The 22902-nt window shown below is 23.0% G+C and carries 14 protein-coding genes and 1 CRISPR repeat array; all 14 genes read left to right on the top strand.

Annotated features, from left to right (window positions below; translation table 11 throughout):
* The first annotated feature begins 246 nt into the window (after positions 1 to 246).
* The 14 genes from BP997_RS00210 to cas2 all read left to right on the top strand — a co-directional run bounded on the left by BP997_RS00210 (position 247) and on the right by cas2 (position 19082).
* Positions 247 to 3999 (top strand): hypothetical protein, encoded by a 3753-nt coding sequence (locus BP997_RS00210; protein WP_413828587.1) that lies wholly within the window; start codon positions 247 to 249, stop codon positions 3997 to 3999.
* A 2-nt stretch (positions 4000 to 4001) separates the two neighbouring features.
* The gene (locus tag BP997_RS00205; protein ID WP_413828586.1) at positions 4002 to 4967 is read left to right on the top strand and encodes a toll/interleukin-1 receptor domain-containing protein; all 966 of its coding nucleotides are present in this window, start codon (positions 4002 to 4004) and stop codon (positions 4965 to 4967) included.
* A 106-nt stretch (positions 4968 to 5073) separates the two neighbouring features.
* Positions 5074 to 5640: a hypothetical protein gene (locus tag BP997_RS00200; RefSeq protein WP_413828585.1), complete on the top strand. Its 567-nt coding sequence runs from the start codon at positions 5074 to 5076 to the stop codon at positions 5638 to 5640.
* A 1-nt stretch (position 5641) separates the two neighbouring features.
* A complete protein-coding gene (locus BP997_RS00195) occupies positions 5642 to 6322 on the top strand; it encodes a hypothetical protein (RefSeq protein ID WP_413828584.1) in 681 nt (226 codons plus the stop codon).
* 1062 nt (positions 6323 to 7384) lie between these two features.
* Entirely contained in the window at positions 7385 to 7654 is a 270-nt protein-coding gene (locus BP997_RS00190; protein WP_413827218.1) for a hypothetical protein, read from the top strand.
* Positions 7655 to 8363: 709 nt separating this feature from the next.
* Positions 8364 to 10601: a hypothetical protein gene (locus tag BP997_RS00185; protein ID WP_413828583.1), complete on the top strand. Its 2238-nt coding sequence runs from the start codon at positions 8364 to 8366 to the stop codon at positions 10599 to 10601.
* A 78-nt stretch (positions 10602 to 10679) separates the two neighbouring features.
* Complete coding sequence (cas6, locus tag BP997_RS00180; RefSeq protein WP_413828582.1) at positions 10680 to 11378, top strand: CRISPR-associated endoribonuclease Cas6; 699 nt, start codon at positions 10680 to 10682, stop codon at positions 11376 to 11378.
* Positions 11379 to 11383: 5 nt separating this feature from the next.
* The gene (locus BP997_RS00175) at positions 11384 to 13210 is read left to right on the top strand and encodes a TIGR02556 family CRISPR-associated protein (protein ID WP_413828581.1); all 1827 of its coding nucleotides are present in this window, start codon (positions 11384 to 11386) and stop codon (positions 13208 to 13210) included.
* A gap of 2 nt (positions 13211 to 13212) precedes the next feature.
* The gene (gene cas7b / locus BP997_RS00170) at positions 13213 to 14169 is read left to right on the top strand and encodes a type I-B CRISPR-associated protein Cas7/Csh2 (RefSeq protein WP_413828580.1); all 957 of its coding nucleotides are present in this window, start codon (positions 13213 to 13215) and stop codon (positions 14167 to 14169) included.
* Positions 14170 to 14208: 39 nt separating this feature from the next.
* Entirely contained in the window at positions 14209 to 14922 is a 714-nt protein-coding gene (gene cas5b / locus BP997_RS00165) for a type I-B CRISPR-associated protein Cas5b (RefSeq protein WP_413828579.1), read from the top strand.
* Positions 14906 to 17308 (top strand): CRISPR-associated helicase Cas3', encoded by a 2403-nt coding sequence (cas3, locus tag BP997_RS00160; protein WP_413828578.1) that lies wholly within the window; start codon positions 14906 to 14908, stop codon positions 17306 to 17308. Before cas5b ends, cas3 begins: the two co-directional genes overlap by 17 nt.
* Before the next feature lie 5 nt (positions 17309 to 17313).
* The gene (gene cas4, locus BP997_RS00155; RefSeq protein ID WP_413827309.1) at positions 17314 to 17820 is read left to right on the top strand and encodes a CRISPR-associated protein Cas4; all 507 of its coding nucleotides are present in this window, start codon (positions 17314 to 17316) and stop codon (positions 17818 to 17820) included.
* 18 nt (positions 17821 to 17838) lie between these two features.
* Complete coding sequence (gene cas1b / locus BP997_RS00150) at positions 17839 to 18819, top strand: type I-B CRISPR-associated endonuclease Cas1b (protein WP_413828577.1); 981 nt, start codon at positions 17839 to 17841, stop codon at positions 18817 to 18819.
* Positions 18810 to 19082, top strand: a complete 273-nt coding sequence (gene cas2 / locus BP997_RS00145) for a CRISPR-associated endonuclease Cas2 (RefSeq protein WP_413827201.1) — start codon at positions 18810 to 18812, stop codon at positions 19080 to 19082. Before cas1b ends, cas2 begins: the two co-directional genes overlap by 10 nt.
* Before the next feature lie 104 nt (positions 19083 to 19186).
* Positions 19187 to 22840: direct repeats of the CRISPR family, unit length 29 nt; unit sequence CTTTAAAATAGACTTAATAGTATAGAAAT.
* Positions 22841 to 22902: the final 62 nt, after the last annotated feature.

The following is a 22902-nucleotide window of genomic DNA, read 5'->3' as shown; positions in this document are numbered from 1 at the left end:
ATTGCTTGAAAATATATTAAATATAAATAAATTATTCTAAGAAAAAGTCAAGAATATAGAGTTATACTTTTAGATAGTAATAATTACTATCTTAAATTTTTTGTATTTTAAAAACAATAACTAAACAGAGGGATTTATTGAATCGAAAATATTGCTGATGTAAAATTTGTTTATGTATATTACACTTTTTAAAAACAAGAAAAAATGCATGTTTAAAGAAAAAAATAAAAAATTGGAGCGTTTTCCATGTTAATTGATAAAATTGAGAATAATTTAAAAGAAATGGATCAAGCATCATTTCAAGAATTAGTTAATGAATTATTAAACCTAGAAGGGTATAATTTTTACAGTTCACCTGGAACTGTGGTGGGAAATTCTAAAACTACTATTGGTTGTCCCGATACCATTTTTATATCTGACGAAGACAAATTGGTGTTATGTGAAATTACTACCCAACAAACTAATCTTTTTAATAAATTGCAAAATGATATCCAACATTGTTTAGGCTGCAATAATGTGAATAAAGATAATGTTTCTAAAATTATCTTAGTATTTAATAGTAAATTGAAGAAAGGTGAAGAAAAGGGTATTTATGACAATTTCAAATTGAATAATCTCTGTATTGATTTAGATTTGTATAATATTCAAAGAATCGCAAATTTAGCAATTCGTTATCCTGTATTAAATGGTAATTTCCATAATTTAAATATTCCATCTAATATTACAACTTTAAATAATTTTTTAAAAAATAGTGAAAAAGGTGTTCAACCTTCTTTATGCAATAAATTTTTTGGTAGAGAAGAAGATTTAAAACAAAGCAAAAAATTTCTTGAAAAAAAGAGTATATTAGTATTATCTGGTAAATCTGGAGTAGGAAAATCAAAATTATCTATACAAATTGCTTTGAAACTTAAGAATGAGGATTATCAAATAATTGTAGTAAAATTTTTATCCAAGGACTTAATCAATTCATTAAATAGTTATATTAATAAAGATTCCAAATATTGCATTATATTTGATGATTTAAATGGAGATTTTACAAATTTTGAAAACATAATTCAAGGATTATTAAATGATAAAAGTCATGAAATAAAAATCATTATCACAACTAGAGATTATTTTTTAACAAGTTTAAGATTAGAATTACAAAATTATTTGTTTAAAGAAAATGTTTATAATTTAGACGAATTATCCTCTGATGTTATTTATTTAATATTGGAAGAAATAATTTTTAAAAAAGATTTTGCACTTACTCCTCAAGGAATTGAATGGATAGTTAACTTTTCAAAAGGGAATCCTCGTTTGGCAATAATGGCAATAGACTCATTAAGTAAAAAAGATTCAAATTTAGATATTTCACATATTTATAAAAATTATTTTGATAATATTAATAAAGATATTTCTGTTTTAGAAAATTTTAATTATTTGAGAGCATTAGGAATATTATCTTTTTTTGAATCAATAAATAAAAATGATAATACAATTAAAATTTTATTAAAAGAAAATTTTGAAATAAATTTTGATGAATTATGGGAAATATATTTAAATTTATCTAGATTAGAATTAGTTGAAATTTTTGATTATGAAATAGTTAAAATTTCAGATCAAGCTTTTATGAATTTTTTATTATATGAAACTTTTTTTGAAAAGAAGATTATTTCTTTTAAACAGTGGGTAACTGTTTTTATTAAAGGTTATAATAATAGGATTTATGATATATTAGTTGAATTGTCTCGTTCTTTTGGTTTTAATTATTTAAATGAAAAAATTCAAGATTTATATGATATTGCAAGTAAAAAATCTGAAGTTTATAATCAAGAAAATTTAACTTTTTTTGAAATTTTTTATTACTTTTTTGAAAATTTAACATTAATATTTTTAAGAAAATGGAAAGACTCTTTAAAAATGGATAAAACACCCTTTGAAGATATTAAACTTTCTTCAAATGAGAGTAATATTCATCAAACTAAAGAATTAATATTATTATCCCAACTATTTAGATTAGAACAGTCTTCTAATAAATCAATTGATTTAAGTTTAGATATTGTTTTAAAAAATCACACTTTTTTGGTAGAAATATCTGATTTATTATATGAAAAATTTATATTTAAACGTTTCGATTATACTGAAGATTATTACTTTCAAAATAATTTTATAAACTTTATAATTAGAACTGATGATTATAATATTGAAAAAAGATTTATTTTAGATAAAATATTTTTAGCAAAAGCACCTTTATTTTTTAATTGGGAACATTTTCAATCAGAATATGCAGGTAAATTGAAAATGAATTTGTATACTATTCAATTAAATAAAACAGATTCATTAATGGATATTCGACAAAAAATTCTTCAACATCTTTTTAAATTATATGAAAATTATCGAAATGAATTTTTCGAATGTTTTGAAATTTATATCAATTCTATTTATAATTGTAAAGAAAATAATTTATCGGCATATGAAGAAGAAAAATCCTTGTGCATTGATTTTTTTAAAGAAAAATTAGATTCTAAAAACTTTTATGATTGTTTGATAGTAAAAAAATATGTAGAAACTTTTTCAAAGAAAAATATTCAAATATCAAATGTAGATAACTTTTTAAAGTCAGAAGTTATGGAGATTATAAAAATTTACTCTGCGGATTATAATATTGATTTATCCAATGAAGATATTAAAAATGAAAAATTAAATCTTATTAAAAATAGTATTGAAGGTAAACTTTTAAAAGATATAAAAAATATTTTTTTACAAATTGATAAATTGAATAAGTTAGAGGGGAATATTAGTCCTTCAACAGTTTGTTTACTTTTTCAATGTTTATTTGAAAAAAATCCAAATTATTTATTAAGTTTAACCAAATTTTGTATTGAAAAAAATTTAAATATAAATATTCAAGAAAGAGGAATAAAAAAATTAATAAATTGTATTATTAAAAATAAATTAGAAGATATTGAAAAATTTTATGAATTTTTAAATTGTACAAATTATGATTTAAAAACAGAATTTTTATTCAATTTTTTTGTAATTTTAAATAAAGAAAATTTAAATTTTTCAATGTTGATTAATTTAATTAATTTTTTTAAAAATGTTAATAAATCTTATCAAATTAAATCTTTAAATGAATTTTATAAATTCAATAAAATTTTTAAAAAAAACATAACTAAATTTAATAAGTCATTGAGCCATTCCAATATTATTACTTATATAACTGACATTATTTTAAATAGTCTCCAAGAGAAATCTTTTGAGGAATATCCTATTTTTGATTTATTTTTTATCAAAAATTATGGAGAATATTTTAATGAAGATATTGATTTATTAGAAAACATATTTTGTATTTTAATTAAACAATATTCTAGTTTTGATATTTCTAATGATTTAAAAGAGATTATTAAAAAAGATAAAAAATTTTTAATTACTTTTTTAGAAAAAATTGTTTTGGGAGAAAGATTTTATTATAAATCCTCAAGAATTAATTTATCATTTATTTGGGAATTAACGGATATGGAAATGTGTATTGATAAATCAGTTGATTTGTTAATTAGTAAACAATCTTATTTATCTCCTATTGAACATCCATTATGTATTTTATTTGACTGTTCTAATGAATTTCAGAAAGAAAAAATGTTAAATTATTTACATAAAACTCTTAAACAACATTACAATGATGAAAATTATGTTATTGCTATAATGAATGTGGTACTTTATTGTTTTAATAATGAATTCTTAAATTTTTTAAAGGAATTTTTAAGTTTAAATCAAAATATAAAAATCATGAAAAAAATTTCATTATTTAAGATAGAAACAATAGGTAATGATAAAATTTCACCATTGATTGATAAAAAAATATTTTTAAACAAAATAAAAGATATAATAAATTCTTTTAAATCTGAAACTTATGATTACCATATTAAATATGTGGATGAACAGATTAATTCAATTAATTATCAAATCGATTTAGAAAATAAAAGAAAATTTGAAGAATCTTTTATGGTGTAATTATGGATAATCAAAAGTTCATTAAACAAATTTCTTTAATATTTCAGGATAATTGCAATGATATTGATTGGGAAAATTTTTTAAAGAAATACAAATTTATAAATGCATTTGGTAGTTATACTTACACTGTAAATGAAAAAAAAGTTTTTGTATTGAATGATTCTTTAGAAAAAATTTTACGTAATGTTTTTGAGGGTAACGAAACTCAGTTTTTGCAAATGTTAAATGATATGGTAAATTCTCATTTGATTCAAAATTATATTAGAAGTAGTATAAAAAAATTATTAGATGAATATGAATTAAATTTAATTAAAATCTTTATAAGTTATTCTAATAAAAATAAAGAAGAAGGAGAAAAAATTGCTAATTTTTTTAAAATATTGGGATTGGATTGTTTTATTTCTGGGCTTAATTTAGAAGTATCTGATAATTTTTTTGAAAGAATATACTCTGAAATTGAAAAAAGTAATATTTTTTTATTATTACTTAATCAAAATTATAGTAATTCTGAATGGTGTGATCAAGAAGCAGGTATGGCTTTTATGAAATATAAACATAATAACTCACTAATTTTTCCAATATTTATGGAGAACAAAATACCTTATGGATTTTTAAGCAATATTCAAGGGATAAAATATTCTGAAACTGATTTTTTAATAAGTATTGGTAAAAAAATTGATAAAGAGTTTAATACAAACGTTTTTTCAAAAGAATATAATCTAATTCTTAAAACTATTGACGAAAATTTAGAAATATTAAAAAATGAATATAATATTGACAAAATTTATAATATATTTACAGTTTTTGTAAAATATTCTTTGTTTTTAAAAGAGTTTCATTTATTGAAAATTGGTAATTTTTTTGATTCTTATAATGCTGAAGATCAATCATTCTTAAAAATTAATTTTGAAAAGTTATTACAAGAATACCCCAAGGTATTAAAACATTTTTATGATAAAAGTAAATAAAAGTAATTTTTTTGACAGAAAAATTTTATTAAATCCAAAAATTATATATGTTTTTAGTTAATAATATAATATTAAAAAAAGAGTTCTATTTTTTTATGGAAGTGTAATGATGAGTAGTGTGGGCACTCAAGAAATTCGAGAAAGTAATTTATTAAATAATCTTATAAATGATTCCAATAAGTTTAGTAATTTTTTCCAAAAACCTTCAACAGAAGATAATTTAGATACTGCTTCATCTTTTACTATTCTTGATAAGAAATATCAAGCTTTAGATTATAAGGAATTTTTAGTTCAAAGAATGTTAATGAATTCTGAATCTTTATTAAATGATATTGAAAAAAATCATGTGCTTGAAGATGAAGTTAGTAACTATTTAGAAATTCATAATATTTTAAATTATATTCTAAAAGATGTTAATAATGTTAATTTTAAAGCTTTAAATTTAGTTGATAATATTTTAGAAGATTTGAAAGATGTTTTAATTGCTCAAAAAGAATATTTTAAAGATAATAACCTAGAAAACTTTAAAAATATTTACGCTAATTTTGAATCTAAATTTTTAGATTTTCAAGAAAACTATTACACTAATTATGTTGGTATTGATCCAGATTATAAAAAAACATGTGTAAAAGTAGCTAATGTTTTAAAAGATACATACTTTGGAGATATGTAAAGTGGAATCTTACTTTTTTGACACTAATGTTATAATTTCTTACTATTTTTTATGGGAACCTCAACACGAAAATGTAAAACGTTTTATTGAATCAAACAATCCAAAATATTACTCACAAACCGTTAAAGGTGAAAGTGAAAAAAAATCATCAGAAATTCAGAAAAATTTTTCAGATTTTATCAATTTATTATTAAATGAATTAAGAAAGTCTAAGAAAACTTCTAAAAATTATGAATTAATGAATAAATCCAGTTTTAAATCTTTATTAACTAATTTTAAAAAATTTGATTTTAATGAAAATCAGATAATAGATTTGATTTGGGAGAAATCTAATGAATATTATGAAAATAAAATTAATATTGATAAAATTATAAATAATGTTCAGGAAGTTAAAAATTATTTCCTCCAAATTTTCTATAAATCTAAAACATATTGTAATGAAAAATTAATAATTCATACAATGGAAAAAAGGGATGAGGAATTAGAGAAGAATATTCGTAATTTACTTCATGAACTAGATTTAACAATATTTTTAGAAGCTCATGATTTAGCATTAAATAAACCTATTAAAAATTTATGTTTTGTTTCAGCAAATAAAGGTTTTATTGATAATTCTGAAGTTTTAATAGATAATTCAAAGGTTTATAAAATTATTAATTCTGGAAAGTTTATTTTTAATTAAATCTCACATTTAATATTCTCTTATCAAAAAAATCATAGGAGAAAAAAATGATTGTATAAGTATTAATAAATACCAAATGAAAAGTAAAAACACGGATCAAATAAATTATACAGAACGGTTTACTACTGTACCAAATCATGATTTTTGCATAAATCCATCATCAAAAAAAACTTAATCTAATTAGAAAAATTAAAAAAAAGTCTTATTTATTACAAATCTAGATTTTGATACAGGAAACCAAATACTGAAAAGAAGTGGAAGTTTTAGATAAAACTTTTAAAACTATGGGGGGAAACAATTACACTAATGATGAGTTTTTAAAGTTTTCTATAATTTTTAGGCTTATGTTATCCAAATTCATTTTTAAAAACTATGTTTTTTCTAATCTAATAATTTTAAGATTATATTATAAGGTTTAAAGATTTCTTAAATATTTTAAAAATATTTTAAAAACTGTTACATTTTTAATACTGTTACCTGAAAGTTACCTTAAAAAAAGTAACGCTTATCTAACCTTAAAATTCTTAGATTTTAAAACGGAACCTTTATATTAATATTTTTTTAAAAGTTACTTAAATTTTAAATAAGAGCCCCCCTTATAGTGAGAATTTTTTGTAATTCATATAAAAAAAATATAAATTATATTATATTATTATATAAGGGGGCACCCTCTCCAGAAAAAGGTAACAATGTAACATTTATACAAATTAATATAAAATATTAAAATTTATTTAATATTAATATATTATTCAATAAATAGTATGATAAATTCATAGTTATATATGTAACATTTTGAACATTAAAAAAAAGTGTTTTTCTATAAAAATGTAACATTTAGAAGAAAGTCATTAAAATTAAGTAAAAAGTAAAACATTATCTATAATATTTAGAATAATTAAATTAGTTTAAAAAAAGTTAATGATTATTTTTATTTATATTCAAAAACTTTTATGAAAATAGAATTATAATTATATGAATAAATAAAATTATTTTATCAATTTATTAAATTTAATTTAATTAAAGTTCATTAAAAAAAATGTGTATTGGGGAGGTATGAAAAAATTGAATATTAAAAAAATATACTTAGCAGATTTATTTACCTCTAATTTAGGTATAAGATTAAATGCTGAAAATTTATTTAAACAATTAGAAAATAAAGAGTATGAAAAAATTGTAATGGATTTTAAAAATGTTAAGTTTATGAGTAGATCATTTGCTCAAGAATATGGTTCACGAAAAAAATTATTAAATATACCTGTAACTGAAGAAAACATTTCTGATAATGTTCAAGAAATGTTTAATCTTGTGAAAACGGATGCAGTTAAAGTTTAAACATTAATAATTCTATTTATTTCTAAATTTTTTTATCCTACTATTTTTTTTAGTATTTGAGGGTTGGGCTAAAAGTCCTTAAATTTATAATCAAAACATTCTTTAAAAAATTATGATTTACTTTAATTATAATTAAATAATAATGCTATTTTTTTTAAAATTCTAATTACTTATTTGTAATATTTATATCAATTCCTTTTTTTAAACTAATTTTTTAGGTTTTGTAAATTTTATTAATTTTTTTAGTTAAAATTATGCTTGAAGATTTTAGATTTTTAGTTTTATTTAAAATGATGTTTAAAGAGTTTTTATTTTTTTATTTTTTTATACTATTGAGTCTATTTTAAAGTAAAATTTTGTATGATATTACTAAAATTTCTATACTATTAAGTGTATTTTAAAAACTATAATATGCTATAATGGTATTTATACTTATTGATTTTGTTAAATATATTGGAAAAATCGTTTTTTAATTTTTATTGTATATTTTATAGTAAAATTTTTTATTTTTTTATTTTTTTTTATTTAGTAATATTGTATATTTATATACTATGTTAAATAATTTAATAGTGATAATTGTTTTTTTGAAAAAATCCAATTTTGAATTTATATTTATTAATAATATTTTCAATAAATTTTTATTTAGTAATATAATACATAATAAACTTTATATAGTAAAAAGAATAATTAATATTTAGAGGTGATTTTTATGAATAAAATTGATGTTAAATTTAAAAATTGTAATGGAATAAATAAGTTAAAACACACTTTTAATTTTAATAATAATAATTCAACACTTATTTATGCATCTAATGGCACTATGAAAACTTCATTCGCTAAGACTTTTTTATTTTTGAGTGAGGGTAAAGAACCTATTAATGAATTCACTAAAAAAGATCCAGAACATAATGTAAAAATTTATAATGAAAATAATGAGTTTGATTTATTAAAATCAGAAGATTTTAAAAATAATATTTTAGTAATTCAATCATTTGATGATGAATATAATTTTGATAATATTTCTTCATTAATGGTTAATGATAAAAGTAAAAAAGAATATGAAACTCTTATTAGTGAAATTTTGTTAAAACGAAAGGAATTATTTAAAAAAATTAAAAAGATTTCTAAAATATCAGTACCTAAAAATCAAAATCAAGAAGATTTTATAGAAAAAAAAATTTTACAAGATTTCTCTTGTGAAAATAAGTCTTTTTTAGAATTAATGATTGATGTTGAAAAAAATTTAAGTAAGAATAACAATGTTGATGTTTTAAAATTGAAATATAATAATTTATTTAGTGAAAAAGTTATAAAAATTTTAGATAATGAAGAGTTGGTACAAAACATTAATGGGTATGTTAATGCTTTAAATGCTTTATTAAAAAGCTCAAAAATTTATGATAAAGATAATTTTGATAATGTAAATGCTGAAAATTTATATAAAAATATTAAAACTAATAATCTATTTAAAGCAGGGCATTCCATTAAATTTGGAGGTGTTAATGAAGAAGTAAAAAGTATTGATGAATTAAAAAGTTTATTAGATAAACAAATTGAAGATATAATGTCTGATGAAAATATAAAAACTAAATTTGATTTAATCAATAAGCAATTAACTGGAAATAATGATATAAAAAATCTTAGAAGTTATTTACTTGATAATCCTCTCTTTGCAGTAAGACTAAAAAAGGAAAATAGATTTAATTTAAGAAAAGAGTTTTGGCTTTCTATTTTAAATAATGAAAGAGATTTGTATAATGATTTAATTGTATTGTATAAAAATAATAAAAACAAAATTAATAAAATTAAAACTTCTGTGGAAAAAGAAAGAACTGATTGGGAAGAAGTTGTAGATCTTTTTAATCAAAGATTTAAAATTCCATTTCTTTTGGAAATTGAAAATAAAAAAGATATAATTTTAAATGACGAATTACCTAATATAGTTTTTAATCTAAAACCTGATAAAGAATATTTGAATAATGAAGAGGTTAGCTCTGTAAATTTTGAAACATTAAAAACTTTTTATAGTGCGGGTCAAAAAAGAGCATTATATCTTCTGAATATTCTATACAAAATTGAATTATTGAAAAAAACCGGAAGAGATGTTCTTTTAATTTTTGATGATATCGCGGACTCATTTGATTATGAAAATAAATATGCAATTATAGAATATTTGTATGATTTATCACATAGTTCTAATTTCAAATCAATTATTCTAACTCATAATTATGATTTTTTCAGAACAGTTAAATCAAGATTAAGTTTATCTAAAAGTTCATTTTTTGCAGTTAAAAATGAATTTGATATTAAATTAATTAAACCTAATTTAGAAAATAAAGACAATATACTATTTAAATTAAAATCTGATATAGAAACAGAACACAATGCAAAAAAAGCATTTTTATCTATTATTCCATTTTTACGTAATTTATCTGAATTAGCTGGAAATAAGGATGATAAAAATTTATTAACTTCAATTTTACATTTTAAAGAAGATGGGGAAAAATTAAAAGTTAAAGATCTTGAACCAATTTATGAAAAATGGGACATGCCAGTTATTAATTCTGAAGACACAATTTATAATTTAATTTATAATGAAGCAATACAAATTAAAACGGATAATGATATGAATGGTATTCTTTTAGAAAATAAAATTGTTCTTTCAATGGCTATAAGATTACATGCTGAAAAGTTTATGTTGGATAGTTTGAATAATACAAATGAAATTAAAAGAAATCAAACAAGAACATTATATGAAATTTTTAAGGAAGAATTCAGCACGGAAAATGATGAAAAAAATAGGGAAATATTAAAACAAGTTTGTATTATGACTCCTGAGAATATTCATTTAAATTCCTTTATGTATGAACCCATTTTAGATATGGATATTGAGTATTTAATTAAATTATTTGATAATGTTAAAAATTTATCAAAAATTTTATTTTAATTAAAATAGTAAACTTTAATTATTTAAAATTTATAATATTTAATTAACTTTTTTAAAGTGGGTGATATTATTAGTCGTTTGATTATTAAATTTAAATCTTGTGCTGATTTGGAGTATTCTTGTATTGGTAAGTATGATGTTCAGGGTTTTTTGTATTCTTTGTTGAAGGGTACTGATTTGTCAGTTTATCATAATGTTCGGGGTTTTAAGTTTTTTAATTTTAGTAATATTTTTCCTGTTGCGGATTTTAAGGTGGGTGATGTTCGAAGTTTGATTGTTTCTTCTCCTAATGATTTGTTTATTCAGGTTTTGAATGATTCTTTAGATGGTTTAGATGGGTTTCGTTTGAATAAGTTTTATTTTACTCTTGTAAGTGTTAGATTTTTAAGGACTAGGGTGGGGTCTTGTTTGATTACTAGTACTCCTATTGTATTGTTTGAAGATAATACGGTTAATAGGTATTATAGTTTTAAGTCTGGTCCTGATTTTGATTTTTTCTTCAATCGTTTGTTGGATAATGCTTTAAAGAAGTTTAATGCTTTTACTGATGATGATTTTGTTTTGGATGGTGAATTGTTTAATAGTTTTAGTTTTAAGAAGGAGGTTGCAGTTAAAGTTAGTAAGAAGGGTAATTCCTTTTTGATTATTGGTAGTTTATGGAATAGTTTAGAGTTTGATTTAAATCAGGGTAATAAGGGTTTTTATCAGTTCCTTTTTGATGTTGGTTTAGGTGAGAAGAATAGTCTTGGTTTTGGGATGCTTAATAATAAAAGGTGAGTGTTTTGTTAAATGCATTATATGAAATTGGTAAGTTATGGATTGAGAAAGAAGATTTGGATAAGATTAATGTTTTATTGGATGCGAGTAAACTTGCAAAGAGAACTAAGTCAGTTTTAGTTGTTGAGTTAAAAGAAGATAAGGGTAATTTGGAGTATGCTGGTGTAGTTGAACGTGATTATGATAGTGATGATAATCCTAAGTATCTGTATCGTGGTGGTTCTTCTCGTGGTACTGATATTACTCCTTCTTGTTTGATTACGGATTTGGGTAAGACTTTGCCTAATAAGTTTTTTAAATGGTTTATTAATCATGAAAGTGAGGATGATTTTTTTAAACAAATTAATACTTGTTTAATTGAAAATCAGGATATAATTACTAAGGATATTGGGGAAAAGTTTGAATTATTATCTGAAAAAGTTAATGTTCTTTTGACTATTGGTTTTATAAGTCTTGGTGGTGATTTGAAGTTTATTGGTGATTATGAAGCTTTTAGGAATGTTTTGATTTCTAGTGCTACTATTAAATATTATAAAAAAGGCAGTAATAAGGTTAAAGGTGATGGTGTTTGTTTTTTATGTGATGAACAGAAGGAAGTTTATGGTTTAGTGTCAAATAGTATAGGTTTTTCATTTTCTACTCCTGATAAGCCAGGTAATGTTCCTGGTTTATTAGTTAAGGATCAATGGAAGCAGTTACCTATTTGTGGTGATTGTGCTTTATATTTAGAAGCAGGTAAGAAGTTTGTTGAGAAGTATTTGTCTTTTTCCGAGTTTGGGTTAACTTATTATGTGATACCTAACTTTTTGGTGAATCCTCGTCAAGGTTTTGATGAAATATATAAGTATTTGAGTCGTGAGGATGAGTATTTAACTTATCGTGCTGATCTTGTTTCTCGTGAAGATAAATTAGCTGGTATTGTTGATAAATTAGGGAATATATTAGAATTTAAGTTTTTATTTTATCAATCTAGTAATAATGCTTTTGATATTTTAGCTTATGTTGAAAGTGTATTGCCTTCTTGGATGCGTGAAATTTATGATAATCAATTAAGTATTAGTAGGTTAGAATTTTTTAATGAAGAGAATATGAAGAAAGTATTAGGAAAGGATAAAGAGGGAGATTTCGTAACAATCAGTAATCTTAGTAATAAGTTTGCAACGGTTACTAATTATAATTGGTATTTGAGTTTTTTACGTGATTTTTTCAGTAGTTATTCTCGAACATATTATTTAGGTATTGTAACTGATGTTATGAGTGAGAAGAAATTGGATTATGGTTTTTTATTAACTCATTTTATGAATAAGATTCGTGAGAATTGGAGACAAGGTTATGGTATTAGTGTGCCTGTTTTGAAGTCTTTTGCTTTAATATTATTTTTTAATAATTTAGATTTATTAAAAGGAGAAAAAATTATGAAGATAAATTTAGAAGATAGTGAAGAATTGAAGTCTGATTCATCAATTATTGATGATTTCTTGGATGCTCCTGATAAGAAAGCAGTTTTCTTATTAGGTGATTTAACTCGTAAATTAACATATAAACAATATAAAGAATTGGGATCTTCTCCATTTATTAATAAATTATGGGGATTATCATTAGATAAGAATAAGATAATTAAATTGTATCCTATGGTTTTTAGTAAGTTACGGGAATATGATAGTGCTTATCCTGTTTTAGAGGAGAATATTAGTGCTAATTTAATGCATGCGGAGAATAATTGGAAGTTAAGTCGTGATGAAATAAGTTATTATTTTGTTTTAGGTTATACACTTGCTTATGCAGTGAATGATAAAAAAGAAAAAGATAAAGAAAATGGTGAAGGTGAATAAGTATGAATAGATCTGAGATTTTATTTTTATATGATATAAATGATGCAAATCCTAATGGTGATCCATTAGATAGTAATAAGCCAAGATTAGATGAAGAAACAGAAACTAACCTTGTAACTGATGTTCGTTTAAAAAGAACTATACGTGATTATTTAAGAGATTATAAGGATGAGAAAATTTTCATTACTGATACTTTTGATAATGAGGGTAAATTAAATGATGCTAAGCAAAGAGCAGATAAATTTTTAACTAAAGAAAAATATGAATCTTTAACTGAGGCAAGAGAAGATATTAAAGCAAATGTAATACAAGATTGTGTTGATGTTAGATTATTTGGTGCAACTATTCCAATAGAACCAAAGGTTAAGACTAAGAAGGAGAAGAGTAGTGTTACTTTAACTGGTCCTGTTCAGTTCCGTATGGGTCGTTCTCTTAATCAGGTTGAAATTAATCATATTAAAGGTACTGGTGGTTTTGCATCTGGTGCAGGTAAAGATCAGAAAACATTTCGTGAAGAGTATATTTTACCTTATAGTTTGATTGGTTTTTATGGTGTGGTTAATGAGATTGCTGCAAAGGATACTGGTATGAGTGATAATGATGTTGGATTATTACTTGAAGGTATTTGGGATGGTACTAAGAATTTAATTACACGTTCTAAATTTGGTCAAGTACCACGTTTATTACTTCAAATAGAATATAAGGAAAATTATTTTATTGGGGATTTAAACAATAAAGTAAGTATAAATTATGATTTAGATGATAGTAAATTGATTCGTAATATTAACCAAGTTGAAATTAACTTAAATAAGTTATTAAGTAATTTAGAAGAAGAAAAAGATAAGATTAGTAAGGTTTATTATAAGTTTGATAGTGATGTTAAATTCTTTAATTATGAATCATCTGATAAGTTATTAGATGCTATTAAAGGTTTAGGTATTAGTGTTGAAGAATTATAAAAGAATTTTTCTTTTTTATTGGGGAGGTTTTATGGGAAAATGATAAGTAAAGTTTTAGCCTTTGATGTATGGGCGGATTATGGTTATTTTCGTAGAGGATATACTACTACTTCCACTATCTCTTATCCTTTCCCTAGTAGGACTACTGTTGCAGGTTTAATATCTGCTATGCTTGGTTTGCCTAGGGATTCATATTATGATATTTTTGATGAGGAAAATAGTAAAATTGGGGTAAATATTTTAAATCCTATAAAAAAGGTTCATTTTAATTTAAATTATATTAACACTAAGGAAGGTTTCTTTTTACATGATATTCGTGGTCCGGGTAAGCGTTCCCAAGTTGAAGCTGAATTTTTAAAGAATCCAAAGTATCGGATTTATGTAGGATTAGAAGATCAGGAATTAATGGGTAAGTTATATGATTTACTGTGGAATCATAAATCAATTTACACTCCATATCTTGGTATTAGTGAGTGTATTGCTAATTTTAGTATGGTTGGTGATGATTTTATTGAATTGAAGCAAGTTAATGGTGATAATGTTTGTGTTGATTCTGTAATACCTAAAGAGGGTCATAATTTGGTTATTGAATCTGATCGGAAGTATGGTTTGATTAAAACTCCTTGTTTTATGGATTCAAATAGGGTTGTTACAAGTTTTAAAGAGTTTTATTTTGAAGAGAATACTAAAAGTATTCAGTTAGAGTCTGCTGATTATTATAAGATTGGTGGGGATAATGTTATCTTATTCTAAACTAAAATCTCATCCTAGTAAAAGTTTAGAAGAGCATTTGTTGAATGTGGCTTGTAATTGTGAAAGTTTTTGTAAAAATTTAAGTATAAATGATAAGAATCTTTATACTCAAATTTCTTTTTTTATTGGTTTATGTCATGATTTTGCTAAATCCACTACTTTTTTTCAAGAATATTTAAATGATGGTAAGAAAAGTCAGCTTAAAAATCATGGATTTTTATCTGCAGTTTTTGGTTATTATGTTGTTAAGAATTATTTAAGTAAAAATAATATTAGTTTTGATTTAGATTTAAGTAGTTTAACTTATTTAGTTATTCTAAGACATCATGGGGATTTTAAAAATATTTCAGGAACCTCTGGAGAACTTAACAAAGTTAGCTTAAATCATGACCTTGGAGAAAAACAAGTAGAAAATATTAAAAATAATATTAAAAATAATAATGGATATGATTTAAGAAAATTTTATGAAACTTATGATATAAATCTAAACGATTTTATAAATAGTTATAATGATATTTTAGATGAAATTGAAGAATCACTAGATGATATTATTTTTGATGAAAATATTGAAAATTATTTTACTTTAATATTATTATATTCTATGTTAATTGATTCAGATAAAATTGATGCTTCACAAACAGAATTATTTAATAGGCCAAATATTCCTTCGGATATTGTGGATTTATACAAAATGAAAAAGTTTGGTTTAAAATCAGAGGGTATAAATTGTATTCGTGAGAAAGCGTATCATGAAATTAATCAAAAAGTTCCAATTTTAGATTTAAATAAACATATTTATAGTATTGATTTACCAACTGGTTCAGGTAAGACTTTAGCTGCTTTTAATTTTGCATTAAAACTTAAAAAAAGAATTCAAGAAGAAAAAAATTTCAATCCCCGTATAATTTATTCCTTACCATTTTTAAGTATAATAGATCAAAATGAGAAAGTTATTCGTGATGTTCTTCATACTGATGGTATTAAAGATACTAATGCTCTACTTAAACATAATTATTTATCTGATATGAAATACACAACAGAATCAAATCATAATAAAGAATTAAATTTAAACAATGTTCGTATTTTAATTGAAGGTTGGAATAGTGAAATCATTGTAACTACTTTTATACAATTTTTTTATAGTTTAATTAGTAATAAGAATAGATCTCTTCGTAAGTTTCATAATATGGTGAATTCAATTATAATTTTAGATGAGATTCAAGCAGTTCCCTATAAATATTGGAATATTCTTAATATTTGTCTTAAAAAATTAGCCAATGAATTTAATTGTTGGATTATTTTAATGACTGCAACACAACCTTTAATTTTCAGTGAGGAAAACGGTGAAATTTTACCTTTAATTTCTAAGGATGAATATTTCACAGTTTTTAATCGTGTAAATTATAATTTTAATTTAGAAGATATGAATTTAAATGATTTTAAAGACTTTATTATTGATGAAATAGTGAATAATCCTGAAAAGGATATTATGATTGTTTTAAACACAATACAATCTTCAAAAGATGTTTATACTTATATTAAAGAAAGATTTGAAGATCAGTATGAAAATATTATTGTTGATACAGTTAATGGTATTGTTAATATTTCAGATACTATTAATTTGGTTTATTTATCTACTAACATAATACCAAAGCATAGATTATCAAGGATAAATGAATTGAAAAAAGAGGGAAAAAGGAAAATTATTATCACTACTCAATTAATTGAAGCAGGTGTTGATATTAGTGTTGATATTATTTATCGGGATTTAGCCCCTATAGATTCTATAATTCAAACTGCTGGACGATGTAATCGTAATAATGAAAAAATTAAAGGGGAAGTGAATGTTATATCCTTAATAAATGATAAAGGTCGAAAATTTAGTCGAATGGTTTATGATTCCATATTATTAAGTAGTACTATTGATTTACTTAAGAAACAAGAATCTTGTTCTGAGAAAGAATTCAACTTAATCACTTCACAAGAATATAATAAAATCTTATTAAAGAATGGAAGTCAAGATAAAAATTTATTAAAAATTATTAAGGAGTTAAATTTAGGTAAAATCTCATCAGATTTTAAATTAATAGAAGAAACAGTTGAAAAGATTGATGTGTTTGTAAACTTCGACGAAGAAAGCCAATTATTGTGGGAAAAATTTAATGACATGGAAAAATGTGAAAATAATTTTAAGAAAAAAGAATTGTTTTTAAAAATCAAAGCTGAATTTTATAATTATATAATTTCTATAAGTTCTAAAAAATTTGGTTCTACTAATATTTGTAATGATTGGTTAGGATTCATTGCCCCTGAAGATATTGCTCGTAAATATGATATTGAAACTGGTTTTATTTTTGAAGATGATGAAGAAGCTTTTATTATTTGATAATTATGACTATGAATAATATTCCAATAACTGGGGTTATGGTCCAGTATTATGTTACCTGTAAAAGAGAATTATGGTTTTTTGCAAATCAAATTAACATGAATTATAATAATGAAGATATAAGTATTGGTAAGTATATTCATGAAAAATCTTATTCTAGGGAGAATAAGGAAATCCAATTTGATAATATGGTATTTGATTATGTAAAAACTAATGAAGGTATTAATATTTTTGAAATTAAAAAATCAAGTAAATTAACAATTGGAGCTAAGTACCAATTATATTTTTATATGTATAATACTAAGAAAAGTATGAATCAAGAAGTTAAAGGATATTTAGTATATCCTAAAGAAAAGAAAAAAGATGAAATAATATTAACAAATGAAATAGAAGAAGAAATATTTAAAATAATAGAAGATATACCACATATCATTAATTTAAAAACACCTCCCAAAGCAGAAAAAAGACCCTATTGCAAGAATTGTTCATTTTATGAATTATGCATGATATAAAAAAAACTTCAAAATAAGGTGAGTAAAATTAAAAAACCATTATATTTAACAAGCAACGGAATAATCCAAAGAAAAGACAACACAATTTTCTTCATAAACAAAGAAATCAAACAAGCAATACCAATCCACTCCATAAATGAAATAAACTGTGAAGCCAAAGTAACAATAAAATCAGGAGCAGCATCATACCTAATGAAAGAAGGAATAATAATAAACTTCTTCAACAAATACGGCTACTACGAAGGATCACTATACCCCAGAATTCAATTCAACTCAGGACTAGTAGTAGTAAACCAATCAGCACATTACATAGACAAACAAAAAAGACAATACCTAGCAAAAGAAATAGTAGAAGGTATCAGATTCAACATTCTAACCACATTAAAATATTACTCCAAAAAAGGGAAAGATTTAAACCTTTACATCAATAACATTGAAAAAGAAAACATAAAAGGAGATATAAATCAAATAATGAGCAGCGAAGGCCGAATATGGCAAAACTACTACCAAAGCTTCAACACCATAGTAAAAAACTTCGAAATGGGAAAAAGAGAAATAAGACCACCAACAACAGAACTAAACGCATTAATATCATTCGGAAACTCCCTACTATACACAACAACACTATCCGAAATATACCACACCTACCTACACCCCTCCATAAGTTACCTCCACGAACCCTCCGAACGAAGATTCTCATTAGCATTAGACCTAGCAGACATATTCAAACCCATAATAGTGAGCAGAATCATATTCAAACTAATAAACACAAATCAAATCACAAAAAAAGATTTCACAACAAACATAGGAGTCCTATTAAACCAAAAAGGCAAACAAAAATTCATACAAGAATACCAAAAAAAGATGGACACAACAATAAAACACCCCAATCTCAATAAAAAAGTATCCTACCGCTACTTAATTAGACTCGAAGGATACAAACTAATCAAACACGTCTTGAATGATAAAAAATATGAAAGCTTTAAAATGTGGTGGTAAAAATATACTTAATAATAGTATATGATGTAAATGTAGACAGAGTAAACAAAGTACATAAATTCCTAAGAACACATTTGCATTGGCAACAAAACTCAGTATTTGAAGGAGAAGTAACCCAATCACAATACACAAAAATAATGGATAAATTAAAAGAATTAATAAATGAAGAAACAGATTCCATATTCATATATGAAATACCAGAAAAATATTTAAAAAAACATATACTAGGAATCGAAAAAAATCCAATAAATTTTATTTTTTAGTCCACCTTTATAAAGGACATACATCATTACCACCCGACTTTTCACACCACAAATTTTAAGTAAAATAAACCATAAAATAACAAAATAAGGCAAAAATCCGCCGACTTTAAAATAGACTTAATAGTATAGAAATGACCACGGCGCCGGAAACGTTGTACTATGCAAAGAATCTTTAAAATAGACTTAATAGTATAGAAATATAGTACTTTAGTACCCACCAGTATATAAAGGTTTTGCTTTAAAATAGACTTAATAGTATAGAAATTAAATTTTTTTAGGTAATACTTTTTTGAAGATTATTACTTTAAAATAGACTTAATAGTATAGAAATGTAATTCCGGTTTTAAATCTGTTCTTTTTGTATAACAACTTTAAAATAGACTTAATAGTATAGAAATTCAAAAAAATATATATTTTCGTTTTCTTCTTCAAAATCTTTAAAATAGACTTAATAGTATAGAAATTTGGAAATTCAAGAACTAAAGTTTTCCATAAAAAAGGCTTTAAAATAGACTTAATAGTATAGAAATGGGAACAGGGAACCATATTTAGCTCCTATAGGTTTTCTTTAAAATAGACTTAATAGTATAGAAATAGTGTTATATTATCTTGGTGATGTTGCAGTTACTACCTTTAAAATAGACTTAATAGTATAGAAATGACATAATAGTAATACATTACACACAAACACACAAACCTTTAAAATAGACTTAATAGTATAGAAATAATCAAATAATAAAATAGGTTTTAAAAACCTAAATTTAGCTTTAAAATAGACTTAATAGTATAGAAATGTTTTAGTTTTGCAGCTTACAACCTTTTCTATATTTGGCTTTAAAATAGACTTAATAGTATAGAAATGGGAAGCTTTAGAAGGTTTTAACCTTCTACAATTCCCTTTAAAATAGACTTAATAGTATAGAAATACCTTCTACAATTCCTATTTGAATTAGAAGCAGGAAACTTTAAAATAGACTTAATAGTATAGAAATGAAAAATCTATATCTATATAACACAAATTCGCGAGTTCTTTAAAATAGACTTAATAGTATAGAAATAGGGAAAATAAACACGATGGCAAGTAGCGAAGATGTATCTTTAAAATAGACTTAATAGTATAGAAATATTCATGTTCACTTGTTACGATGTTGCTGAATTCTTCTTTAAAATAGACTTAATAGTATAGAAATATTCTATTAATATTGTTAAGTTCCCATTGCTATCTGTCTTTAAAATAGACTTAATAGTATAGAAATATTTAAGATTGTATATTTTACAATATCCACAAGTCCACTTTAAAATAGACTTAATAGTATAGAAATTAGCCATTCAGCCCTACAAATAGCAGGGTATCTGACTTTAAAATAGACTTAATAGTATAGAAATCAAGTAAAACAGTCACTACAAGAACAGATACTATTAACTTTAAAATAGACTTAATAGTATAGAAATAGAGATTTAGGGACTTTTGAAGCTTCAAATATCTTTCTTTAAAATAGACTTAATAGTATAGAAATATGTCTAAATCTTTATCATTCTTGCTTTCTTCAAATTCTTTAAAATAGACTTAATAGTATAGAAATAAAGAAGTGCTAACAACAAATGCTTATAATAAGCATGCTTTAAAATAGACTTAATAGTATAGAAATTATACTCTGCAGTGCAATCTTTAAGTATGGAAAGAAACTTTAAAATAGACTTAATAGTATAGAAATATATTATTGTTTCTACTACATTTTTTTCTTTATAACTTTAAAATAGACTTAATAGTATAGAAATATAGCTATAGGTGTCAATAATATTGTTTATTTGGACTTTAAAATAGACTTAATAGTATAGAAATTTGATTGTATTTGTTTTGAAAAATTTTGTTGCTGGCTTTAAAATAGACTTAATAGTATAGAAATTCAACAGCTTCCTTGAATGTTGCAGCGGTACAAATACTTTAAAATAGACTTAATAGTATAGAAATAGTTATTGTTCAAAAATTATTCCCCACTACTACCCCCCTTTAAAATAGACTTAATAGTATAGAAATTCAGCATATTCAGGATCATAACTACTAATATTATCAACTTTAAAATAGACTTAATAGTATAGAAATTTGGAATAATGGAAATGATGGGTGTTACAGCAGGAACACTTTAAAATAGACTTAATAGTATAGAAATTTGATGACTGCAGTACAGATGGTTCTTTAGAATTTTGCTTTAAAATAGACTTAATAGTATAGAAATAAGTTAAAGTTATATAATTATTTTCAACTTTCTGTCTTTAAAATAGACTTAATAGTATAGAAATTATAGTAGTGGGTACTAAAGTACTATTAAGCAAGTACCTTTAAAATAGACTTAATAGTATAGAAATTCATCAGTAGAATGTTTTATGACACGATATGGGAGACTTTAAAATAGACTTAATAGTATAGAAATGGAAGTAAATATAATCTGTACTTGGATTAGTGATTTCCTTTAAAATAGACTTAATAGTATAGAAATATAGAGAAAACAACAAAAGCGAAAAAATAGAAACTACTTTAAAATAGACTTAATAGTATAGAAATATTCCTGAAAATGAAACAAAAACATTCAAAGCACAATCTTTAAAATAGACTTAATAGTATAGAAATCAGGTATCATACAATTACTAAAGTCAATACCAGTTTCCTTTAAAATAGACTTAATAGTATAGAAATGTTGAATCTGAAAATTTACCTTGGGATTGGTTAAACCTTTAAAATAGACTTAATAGTATAGAAATGCTAAAAAATTTATAAACTTAGCTAAAAAATTTAGAACTTTAAAATAGACTTAATAGTATAGAAATACTTCGATTATTACCCCAGTTGGTCAGCTTTTTTATCCTTTAAAATAGACTTAATAGTATAGAAATTACTTAAAGGGAATTCATCAATAATATTATTATCCTCAGCTTTAAAATAGACTTAATAGTATAGAAATGATTCCTGGATAAATAATACAGCATTCACAACTTGTTGGCTTTAAAATAGACTTAATAGTATAGAAATCCATAAAGGCGAAATTGAAGACACAGCATCAGGTTTTCCTTTAAAATAGACTTAATAGTATAGAAATTACTAGACTTGTTATTTTATTTCTAGTAGCAATAAAACTTTAAAATAGACTTAATAGTATAGAAATGTGTTATGATGCAGACTTGGAACAGTTAGACTGGTTACCTTTAAAATAGACTTAATAGTATAGAAATGTGTAATATTGTTCCTATTTGGTGTTCGATATGAAATCTTTAAAATAGACTTAATAGTATAGAAATTTTCAACATATTCTTTAATTAACTCTTCAACCTCTTTTCTTTAAAATAGACTTAATAGTATAGAAATGTAATTGGGTTTTCTTCATATACCTCTTTGAAGTAATCTTTAAAATAGACTTAATAGTATAGAAATATTAAAATACTTATTTCTCCATTATTTATTTGTTTTACTTTAAAATAGACTTAATAGTATAGAAATATAGCTTTAGGAGATTAAAAAATGAATATTGAAAAAAACTTTAAAATAGACTTAATAGTATAGAAATACCATGTCGTAAACACCCCCAAAAGGTGCAACGGATAACTTTAAAATAGACTTAATAGTATAGAAATAACTTTTTGAAACAAACAAATCATAATGATGAATATCTTTAAAATAGACTTAATAGTATAGAAATACATTAAGTGAGTATATATATTGTCTTGAAGTTGATACTTTAAAATAGACTTAATAGTATAGAAATTCCTACTATATTTTCTATTGTATATAATGCAACTGCTTCTCTTTAAAATAGACTTAATAGTA

This window comes from Methanobrevibacter sp. UBA412 (assembly GCA_002495685.1).
In the GTDB taxonomy this organism is placed as follows: domain Archaea; phylum Methanobacteriota; class Methanobacteria; order Methanobacteriales; family Methanobacteriaceae; genus Methanobrevibacter_A; species Methanobrevibacter_A acididurans.
This window is presented reverse-complemented; position numbering and strand designations above follow the sequence as displayed.